A 10,039-nucleotide genomic window follows, 5' to 3' on the forward strand; every position below is an offset into this window, starting at 1 on the left:
TGATCAAAAAACATATTGTATTTTGAATTCATCCTCCAATTCAGTATCTTTTCATAGAACTTTTTACACTACCGTAGCATCATCTTCTTTTTGAAAACTACTTTTCCTTTGATTTTGATAAAACGCTTTTTCTGTTAATTCCTGTTCTGCCTCACGAAAAGACTGTTGGAACTTATCTGGAGAATCAAACTTTTTAATGACATAATATCCAATAAGATCAGGAATTGATTCAATCTTATTTTTCAGCTCAAAGAAACGGTCACTTTCATGGAAAAAAACAATTGAATTTTTTGTGTTATATTGAAAATAGTCCATATAGGTATCGAATTGCAAAATGAATTGTTCCACTGTATGTGATCGATTTGAACTAAGTTTATCAATTTGATAAATCATATAATAAGCTATTGAATTTAAAAAGTTAAAATCAGATGAAGGGTATTGTTGCTTAAGCTCAACTAAACTAACATCATTGATTAATTCTCTAATAATATACTTTTGCATCGTTCGTTCTTTTTGAGCTTCTGTTAGTTTCGTATTTCTCTTCCTATCCAACTTTTCAATTGTTTGTGTAATCGTATCAAAAAATTCAGATGGTTGAACGGGTTTTAATATATAGGTTATCGCATTCATTAATAATGCTTTTTTTAAATAATCATAGTCATCATGTCCACTAAAAAAAATAATTTCTATATCTTGATCATACTGTTTCGCATAGTCGGCTAATTCGATTCCAGTCATAAAAGGCATTTTGACATCCGTAATTAAAATATCAATCGGCTGTTGATCAAGTATCAATAAACCATCCTTACCGTTCGGTGCTTCAAATAGATTCAACTGATAGGGCATCTGTTTTAATAAATATTTTATGACATCTCTCTCTTGTTTTTCATCATCTAAAATCAAGAAGTTATACATTATATTCCTCCTAATAGTTTAGAATTTTTTGAAAATCCTTTTCTCAAAATAGAAAACGGACTTTATAGGGTTAGCATATTCAATACCAACACATATAAAGCCCTCTACTTTTGTTACTTAATTACGCCCACCACATATCTGCGGCTTCTTCTGAAATATTTATGCTTTTTAGATTTTGAACAGCTTTCTTAAAGCCCTCTTCTACAGACATGATTGGATCTTCGTGCTCGATACTAATCACGTAGTCGTAGCCGTATGTTCTAAGCGCGCTGATGATGTCGCTCCAAACTTGGATGCTATGACCGTAGCCGACAGAGCGGAATGTCCATGCACGTGTTTGCACGTGATCATATGGTTGCATATCCGTTAAGCCGTACATGTTGACATTATCCTGATCGATGTACGTATCTTTTGCGTGGAAATGGTGGATTGCTCCGGCTTTTCCTAAGATTTTAACGGCTGCGACTGGGTCAATGCCTTGCCACCATAAGTGACTTGGGTCTAAGTTTGCACCGATCGCTGGTCCAGTTGCTTCGCGTAATTTCAACATTGTATATGGTGTATGGACGAGAAAACCAGCGTGTAATTCAATTCCGATTTTCACATTGTTTTCTTCAGCAAGATCGTTAATTTCTTTCCAGTAAGGGATCAATTTGTTTTCCCATTGCCAGTGTAAAATGTCACTGTACTCGTTTGGCCATGGCGTAACCGGCCAGTTTGGCTGCTTAGCATCTTCACTGTCTCCTGCGGTTCCCGAAAATGTATTCACAACTGGGACACCCATTAAGCCAGCTAATTTAATTGTTTTTCGTAAAACTTCGTCCGATCGACGTGCATAGTCTTGATCTGGTGAAATCGGGTTGTCGTGACAACTAAATGCACTAATTGTCAATCCACGTTCCTTCACTTTAGCTAAATATGCCTCTCGTTCAGATTCACTTGCTAGTAATTGATCAAGTTTAGCATGTGCGTCGCCAGGGTTACCACCCGTTCCAATTTCAACCGCATCAAGTCCTGCATCACTCACATAATCAAGCATTTCTTCAAATGATTTTTCACCAAATAGTACGGTAAATACACCTAGTTTCATTAATAATTCCTCCTAAAAAATTGATTAATTAATTTTGACTCGCTTGCCTGTTTCGCTCGATTCCAGAGCTGCGAGAATAATATTTAATGATTTTAGTCCTTCTTCGCCAGTAATGAGTGGGTCACGATCATTTTGAATGGCATTAACAAAGTGGTCAACAACATGTGAGCTTGTTTGGCCACCTGCATCGTTTGATTGAATTTGGCCGAGTTCATAATTCACTTTTCGTCCATCGGTATAATTAGCAATCAAGCTGTATTTGGGATCATCTTCTAGTCTTAATGTTCCCTTTTCGCCATAAATAACGGTTGAATTATCTTCATTTGTGTTATAAGCCCAGCTTGCTGTTAGCGTTCCGATAACGCCAGATTCACTTTTTAGTAAGCAAACCGCATTATCATCTACGTTCGAATCGTCTTTTGCATTCGTTTCGACCATTGCTGCAACTTCAGTAAATTCTTCACCTAAAACATAGCGGATCACATCTGATTTATGAACACCTAAATCGCCCATTGCACCAATAAATGCTTCGTCTTTTTTGAAAAACCAGCTTTCTTTTCCATCAATACTCCAGCCTTCTGGACCACCGTGGCCAAATGCTGTTCTAAAGCTATAAATTTTACCGAGTTCACCAGCTTCAATTAACTCTTTTGCCTTTTGGTGTGACGCAACGAAGCGTTGGTTATGAGCGATCATCAGTTGACGATCATTTACTTTTGCTGCTTCAATCATTGCCAAGCCTTCTTCATATGAAGTCGCCATCGGTTTTTCACAAAGGACGTGTGCTCCTGCTTCTAACGCTGCGATTGATACCGGTGCATGTAAATAGTTTGGTAAACAAACACTAACGATATCTGGCTTAACTTGCTCTAGTAACGCTTGATAATCTGTAAAAGCTTCTGCACCATATTGTTCAGCAGTTTCCTTCACACGTTCTGGTACGATATCACAAACAGCAACAATTTCAACATTTGGATTTGCCTGATATTCAAGCAAATGGCGAAATCTTGCAATACTCCCACATCCGATAACTGCTACACGATATTTTTTCATTTAAACGATTCCTCTTTTCTCTAAATAGTGATAACTGATTTGAATACTTTCTAATGGATCAATTCGACTCTCATCTTGCTCAACAATCCACCAATCTGGTGTTCCTGTTGCTAAAATTGCATCTAAATCTAGCCCACCAGTCCCTAGCTCAGCAAAAAATTGTTCATCATCTGTCGTCATATCTTTCAAATGAATTAGTGCTGTGCGATCTTGATAGCGTTTGATCCATTCAAGTGGATCTTCACCAGCTTTTTGAAGCCAATAAAGGTCAAGTTCTGCTTTTAAATACTCCGCTGGCACTTGATCGTAAAGATAAGCTAAAACAGTTTGTCCATTTGGCATCTGCTCTAATTCAAAATCATGATTGTGGTAGCAAAGCTCTAATCCAGCTGCCTTCAGCTGTTTACCAACCTGAATTAAAAGTTGAGCCAGTTCTTGATAAGAATCCGGGTGACGATCTTCAGGTAAAACAAATGGACAGACGACGAATTGATTTCCTAAGATTTTTTGATCCGCAATTACTTGATCAAGATTATTGCTTAACTCTTCAATTGAGACGTGATTACCAGCCACCTTCAGATCTAGTCGATCAAGGGTTGCTCTTAATTCGCGTACAGTGAGATCGCCGTAACCAGCAAGCTCAACACCGTGATAACCAATTTTGGCGACACGTTCTAATGTACCGACAAAATCATTTGCTAATGCATCCCTTAATGTAAACAACTGAACTGCTACAGGTCTTCGTGTCATCTCATTCACCCCTTCCTCGATATCGATTCGATCGGTTCAACATGACCATATTGATGCTCTGGGGCACCTGGTGAGGCTGCCCATAAGACTGCATTTCGAATCACTTTTTGGATATTTTCATTATGATAGGTCGGATATGTTTCATGACCAGGACGGAAATAAAAGATCTTGCCTTTTCCTCGTCGATAAGTGGCACCACTTCTGAAAACTTCGCCACCTTCAAACCAGCTAATAAAAACTAACTCCTCTGGTGTTGGCACATCAAAGTGCTCACCATACATTTCCTCTTGCTCAAGCTCAAAATATGAATCAAGCCCCGCAACAATTGGGTGACTCGGATCAACAACCCATAATCGTTCACGCTCACCGACTTCACGCCACTTTAAATCACAGCCTGTTCCCATTAATTGTTTGAAAATTTTCGAAAAATGACCTGAGTGGAGCACGATCAAACCCATTCCAGCTAAAACACGTTGATGAACTTTATCAACAATTGCTTGCTCAACTTCATCATGCGCCAAGTGTCCCCACCACAGCAGCACATCAGCCTCTGCTAAGACTTGATCCGTTAGACCATGTTCCGGTTCATCTAAAGTAGCTGTTGTCACATCATGCCCAGCTTCACGCAAAAATTCAGCAATCGCACCATGAATCCCTTTTGGATAGATTTCAGCCACTCGTGGATTCAATTTTTCATGACGATTCTCGTTCCAAATAACGATATTCATTTATGTCACCCCTTTAGTTAAAATTTACGCGACGTTTTTCATGACCTGATTGATAAATCGCATTGATCATTTCTTGTGTCTTCAGTGCTTCTTCTGCGGGTATATCTAATTCAGCTTTGCCTTGTAGCGTATCGTAAAAATTATTGATTTGCTTAACATGACTAACGCCCCAATAGCCTTTCACACCATCTTCATAAGTAAATGTCTCTAGCGGGTTATTGTCAGCAATAAAAACTTGACCATTATTTAAAGTAACTGTCGCCTGATCAGCGACCATTTTAGCAATTCCTTTTTCACAATGGAGTTCAATCTCAACAGGTGCGTCATACGTATAGTAATTAATCGCATGAAAGGCTGTCACAACACCATTTTGGTAAGCAATCACACCTTCAGCTGCATCCTCTACTTCAATAATCTCATGTGCGCGGTTACTAATTGTCGCATCGACGTACTTTAAATCACTGTTGACAAACCAACGCATCAAGTCCATCGTATGAATCGCTTGGTCAATCACGACCCCGCCACCTTCTTTATCCCAAGTTCCTTTCCAATCGCTCTTTTGGTAGTATTCATCTGAACGATCCCATGTAACTGAAAGTTTTCCTGACTTAATTGCCCCTAAGTCGCCACTTTCAATCATTTTCTTAATTAATTGCGAACCTGGGTTGTAACGATTTTGAAAAATAACGCCTAAAGTGACGTCTGCTTCATTGGCTGCTTCAATCATATCTACAGCATCCTGATAATGAATCGCCATCGGTTTTTCTGTTAAAACATGAAGCCCTTTTTTAGTTGCTTCAATCGTAACTGGCGCATGAAGGTGATGCGGTAATGCAATATGAATCACATCTAGATTTTCTTGTTCAAACATTTCCAAATAGTCATAATATGCACGACACTGGTAAAGTTCAGCCTTCTGATCTGCGCGATCTTCTTTCACATCACAAACTGCAACTAATTCCGCATCCTCACGCGCAACAACAGAAGCTGCATGCATCGGGAAAACATTCCCACAACCAATCATTCCAACTCTCAATTGAGTCATATTAATCTCTCCTTTATAATAACGCTTTCAAGTAGACAATTTAATTGATTACTTTTCTATATACTAATATAATAACGTCAGATCAACAAAATAAATATAGATAATTTTATGAAAACATCTACTATTTTGCTAAAGGAGTTTTTATCTTGTGGATTGGACACTGTAATTATTCGTATCACTTAGAAGGCTACGAAGATATTCGGCATCAGAGCTACGATTCTTTTCTAATGCGACTCCAAACAGAAGGATTAGCCGAGGCGACAATTGAAGATCAACACTTCGCACTAGAGTACGGTGATATTATCCTAGTCCCTTCAGGATGCTATTATCATTTAAAAGTGCATCCTGATACACCGAGTGGTGATTTTCACATTTTTGCTAATGGTGATTGGATTGATCAATGGTGGACTGAATTAAACCAACCTTTTCATGTTAAAGTGAGTGATGCTAGACAAATGACAACGTTGTGGAATTTTCTCTCAACTGAAACAAGACGTCCACCAACAGAGCAAAATCATGAATTAATCGGCTACTTTTTCAAAAGTATTTGTTTATTAATTAAACAAGAGACAATAGCTCGTTCAGCAAAAAAACGCCCCTTTGTTGTGACTGAGATGATGCGCTATATCGAAGAGCATGCGCTTGATACATTTATGATTGAGGAGGTTGCTAGGAGTGTTGACCTGAGTGTGTCTAGATCGGTTCACCTGTTTAAGGAATATACCGGAAAGACGATGATTGAATACGCGCATGATATTCGATTAACTGCAGCAATTAGTCAAATGAAATATACAAATATGACACTTGATCACATTGCTGAAAACTGTGGTTTTGGTAATTATCCATACTTTCATCGCGTTTTCAAAAAAGCATATGGACAAGCGCCTGGTCAATACCGACGATCACTGTAACACATCCATTTCACAATGTGACAAAGAAAAAGGCCTTACTTATTTAAAGTGAGGCCAGATCATTCACTTACTTTATCGCGCCTTCAGCAACACCTTCAATAATATGCTTTTGGGCAAAGAAATATAGAACAATGACAGGTATAATCGCTAATGTTAAACCGGCTAAGGCTAAATGCCATTGCTTCGTATACTGACCGAAAAAGAAGAACATCCGTAATGGAATTGTGGCATTTTTTTGACTGAGTACTAATGAAGGTAACAAATAGTCATTCCAAATCCAAATCACATTCAAGATCATCACTGTCACAGTAATCGGCTTCAGCATTGGAAATATAATCGTCCAAAAAATTCTCCATCGTGAAGCTCCGTCAATCATTGCCGCTTCATCTAAGGATACTGGAATCCCCTTAACAGCACCGTGGTATAGAAAAATCGACAAGCTTGAACCAAAACCTAAGTACATAAAAATTAGCCCTGACGTATTTAACAGTTCCATTCGTCCAAAAATTGAGATTAGTGGAATCATCACCGATTGGAATGGGATTAACATCGCCGAAACAAACACTAAGAAAAACACACCACTCAACCTACTCTTATTTCTCGCTAACGCATAAGCCGCCATTGATGAGAAAACAATGATAATTAACACACTTAAAAAAGTAACAATAAATGAGTTAGTCAGAGCATTTAAGAAATCCAGATCAATAAAAGCTTGGACAAAATTATCAAACTTCCACTCACTCGGTAAACTTAGTACATTTGAAAAGATCTCAAACTTTGATTTAAATGCATTAACGATCATTAAATAAAATGGTGACAGCCAAATTAACGCAATGATTGTGCTCGCGATTGTTAGGATGATTTTTGATTGACGTTTTTTACTTATCATTATAACTCCACCTCGCGTTTCTTATTGACGTAAACTTGTGTCAAAGCAACGACGGCAACTAAAATAAAGAATATGACTGCTTTTGATTGAGCATAAGCCATATCAAACCGACTGAATGCCGTATTATAAATCTCCATCGCCAACATTTCCGTAGAACCATAAGGACCACCATTGGTTAATGCTAAGTTCTGATCATACAACTTAAAGGCATTTGATAACGTTAAAAATAAACTAACCGTAAATGCTGGTGCAACAAGTGGAAATTTAATTCGCCAAAATCGTTGAAAAATACTTGCACCATCAATTTCAGCAGCTTCTAGCAACTCTTGTGGCACACCTTGTAAATAAGAAATATAAATAATCATAATGTAACCGGCATATTGCCAGACATTTAATATGACTAGACCCCAAAAACCAGTTTCAGATGTCGAAAGCCAGCCTTGTAAAAAATTAATATCGAGTAATTTTCCAACAGCGTCAAAACCACTAATAAAAATAAACTGCCAAATAAACCCTAAAATTAACCCGCCAATTAAATTAGGCATAAAAAAGATCGTTCTTAAGCCATTGCTTATTTTTATTTTTTGTGTCACAAGTACAGCTAAACCTAAACCAAGCGCATTAACGATCACAATCGAAGTGATCGCAAATTTTATTGTAAAAACTAATGAATCAATAAAACGTTGATCACTAAAAATCGCAAAATAATTATCCAAACCTAAAAATGTTGTTGCTCTTAAGCCATTCCAGTCTGTAAATGTATAGTAAAAACCGTACAGAAACGGAAAAAATACAACAACGATTAAAGCAAATAAAGCTGGTAGAAGAAAGAGCCAAAACGATAGATTCTTGTTATTCATGCATTAAACCTCCTGAGCCTTTTCTGACATAATCACTTGATGTATTTGGTAAAAATGAAGGCTATTAATCAAGTAAAAATAAAGCGACTAACGATCAAACTTAATAGTGTTAGTCGCTTATTATTTTGATTAATTATTGTCTAGAATTTTCCCATGATTCTTTTGATGTTTGTAATACTTCTTCCCACGTCACTTCATCAACTAGGTATTTCTGGAACTCCGTTGCTAACACGTCCTCATTCCAACCGATTGGTGTTGCCATAAATGTCCACCCAATCGTCTTCTCATCTAAAGAATATTGATAAACATCTTGTGATAATGGATCAGCAATCCGATCCGCATCATAACCGTCGTATGCTGGGATGAACTTAAACTCATCTAAGACAAAATCTTTACCTTGATCTGATGTATACATCCAATCTAAGAAGTCCTTCGCCGCTTGAATTTGTTCATCCGATTTATTCTTGTTAACTGCCCAATATTGCGGCACACCTACTGGCAAATGATCTTCAAATTCACCTTCAAAAGGCATCGCAATCATACCAATACCATTTTCGGCAAAATCTTCGTCTATTTGCTCAACTGTTGGATAAATCCAGTTTCCTTGCTGAATAACAGCAACTTTTCCAGTTGAAAATAGTTGTTCAACTTGCATCGAATAATCTAAGCTAAGTACAGGTTGAACAGAATACTCACTTTGTAAATCTAGCATTCTCTTCATTTGATCGCCATACTCAAAATTAATCGTATCCGCTTCAAATGTAGCCATAATATCACTATTAAATTCAGGTGCAATATAATGATTCGCTAAATGATTTCCCATTACCCATAATTCCATTGCCGGAAAAGCAACAACTGCATCTAGGCCTAGCTCGTCTTTATTCGCATCAATTTCCGCAAAAGCAGCTTCTAACGCATCAAAAGTTGTTAATGAGCTAGGATCAATACCAACTTGATCAAAAACTTCTTTATTGTAAATTAACCCATAACCTTCTAGAGCAAATGGTAAGCCTAATACTTCACCACCATCTTCAATTCCATTTAAAGTTCCTTCCAAGGCAAGTGAGGCCGCTTCCGTATCAGATAAATCAGCTAAATAATCACGATACTCATCTAACTCTGTTGGACCACCAATGTTAAAAATAACCGGTTCATCACCTGAAGACATCTGAGCTTTTAATGATGCTGCATAGTCGCTTCCGCCACCAACTGTTTGAACCGTTAAATTAACATGATCATTTTCTTCCATATACAATTCAATCAACTCTTCAAATTGATCTCTAAATTCTACTTTAAACTGAAAAATATCAACATCTACTGCTTCTCCCGAAGATTGATCACCGACCGAATCTGATGCACAACCTGTAATAAATAAAACAAGAACTGCCAACATCGATAACGCGAAACCTAGTCTCTTTTTCATAAAACCGCTCCTTTTTCAATGATTAGTTTTTCTTGCATTTACAACTGTGCAATCGCTTGCATTTTAAGGTGTAATTTCCCTTGAAATAATCGCCAACTCAACTGCATTAATCAGAGTTTTATATTGCTCTACAATATCATAATTCAATTGAGTTACTCGGCTACCTCAATCGTGGAAGCGTTTGCATTTGTACATTTTCATAGTAACAGTTGTTATCATAACATGCAAGAGTTTTTTTGTTTGTTAAAATACTTTATTATCTACATTTCCTTTGAAAACACCTGTATAATTGGGTTTCTCTTTCTAACCTAGATTATTCATAGCCCAATCATAAAACCTGAATAAACCGCATCAAATCAATTAAAAATAACCAAT

The 10,039-nt window shown here is 37.3% G+C and carries 10 protein-coding genes; 1 reads left to right on the forward strand and 9 read right to left on the reverse strand.

Going from position 1 to position 10,039, the window contains the following annotated elements; genetic code table 11:
• Positions 1-63: 63 nt before the first annotated feature.
• From ABD814_RS05540 to ABD814_RS05565, 6 genes are all read right to left on the reverse strand, one after another.
• Positions 64-915, reverse strand: coding sequence for a response regulator (locus tag ABD814_RS05540; protein ID WP_344911162.1), 852 nt, complete (start codon positions 913-915; stop codon positions 64-66).
• 121 nt (positions 916-1,036) lie between these two features.
• The gene (locus tag ABD814_RS05545) at positions 1,037-2,005 is read right to left on the reverse strand and encodes a sugar phosphate isomerase/epimerase family protein (protein ID WP_344911164.1); all 969 of its coding nucleotides are present in this window, start codon (positions 2,003-2,005) and stop codon (positions 1,037-1,039) included.
• Between the two features lie 24 nt (positions 2,006-2,029).
• Positions 2,030-3,058, reverse strand: coding sequence for a Gfo/Idh/MocA family protein (locus ABD814_RS05550; protein ID WP_344911165.1), 1,029 nt, complete (start codon positions 3,056-3,058; stop codon positions 2,030-2,032).
• Positions 3,059-3,808 carry a sugar phosphate isomerase/epimerase family protein gene (locus ABD814_RS05555; protein ID WP_344911167.1) on the reverse strand — a complete coding sequence of 250 codons (750 nt, stop codon included), beginning with the start codon at positions 3,806-3,808 and terminating at the stop codon, positions 3,059-3,061. It abuts the gene before it with no gap.
• A 5-nt stretch (positions 3,809-3,813) separates the two neighbouring features.
• The gene (locus ABD814_RS05560) at positions 3,814-4,536 is read right to left on the reverse strand and encodes a ThuA domain-containing protein (protein ID WP_344911169.1); all 723 of its coding nucleotides are present in this window, start codon (positions 4,534-4,536) and stop codon (positions 3,814-3,816) included.
• Between the two features lie 13 nt (positions 4,537-4,549).
• Positions 4,550-5,581 (reverse strand): Gfo/Idh/MocA family protein, encoded by a 1,032-nt coding sequence (locus ABD814_RS05565; RefSeq protein WP_344911170.1) that lies wholly within the window; start codon positions 5,579-5,581, stop codon positions 4,550-4,552.
• Positions 5,582-5,727: 146 nt separating this feature from the next.
• Here ABD814_RS05565 and ABD814_RS05570 point away from each other — a divergent pair, with 146 nt between their 5' ends.
• Entirely contained in the window at positions 5,728-6,492 is a 765-nt protein-coding gene (locus ABD814_RS05570) for a helix-turn-helix transcriptional regulator (RefSeq protein ID WP_344911172.1), read from the forward strand.
• A 67-nt stretch (positions 6,493-6,559) separates the two neighbouring features.
• Here the strand turns inward: ABD814_RS05570 and ABD814_RS05575 are convergent, their stop codons facing one another.
• From ABD814_RS05575 to ABD814_RS05585, 3 genes are all read right to left on the reverse strand, one after another.
• Positions 6,560-7,381, reverse strand: coding sequence for a carbohydrate ABC transporter permease (locus ABD814_RS05575; protein ID WP_344911173.1), 822 nt, complete (start codon positions 7,379-7,381; stop codon positions 6,560-6,562).
• Positions 7,381-8,241, reverse strand: coding sequence for a carbohydrate ABC transporter permease (locus tag ABD814_RS05580; RefSeq protein WP_344911174.1), 861 nt, complete (start codon positions 8,239-8,241; stop codon positions 7,381-7,383). The genes ABD814_RS05575 and ABD814_RS05580 overlap by 1 nt, the downstream gene beginning before the upstream one ends.
• A 133-nt stretch (positions 8,242-8,374) precedes the next feature.
• A complete protein-coding gene (locus tag ABD814_RS05585; RefSeq protein ID WP_344911175.1) occupies positions 8,375-9,664 on the reverse strand; it encodes an ABC transporter substrate-binding protein in 1,290 nt (429 codons plus the stop codon).
• Positions 9,665-10,039 lie beyond the last annotated feature (375 nt).

This window comes from Amphibacillus indicireducens (genome assembly GCF_039539605.1).
GTDB classification, from domain to species: Bacteria; Bacillota; Bacilli; order Bacillales; family Amphibacillaceae; genus Amphibacillus; species Amphibacillus indicireducens.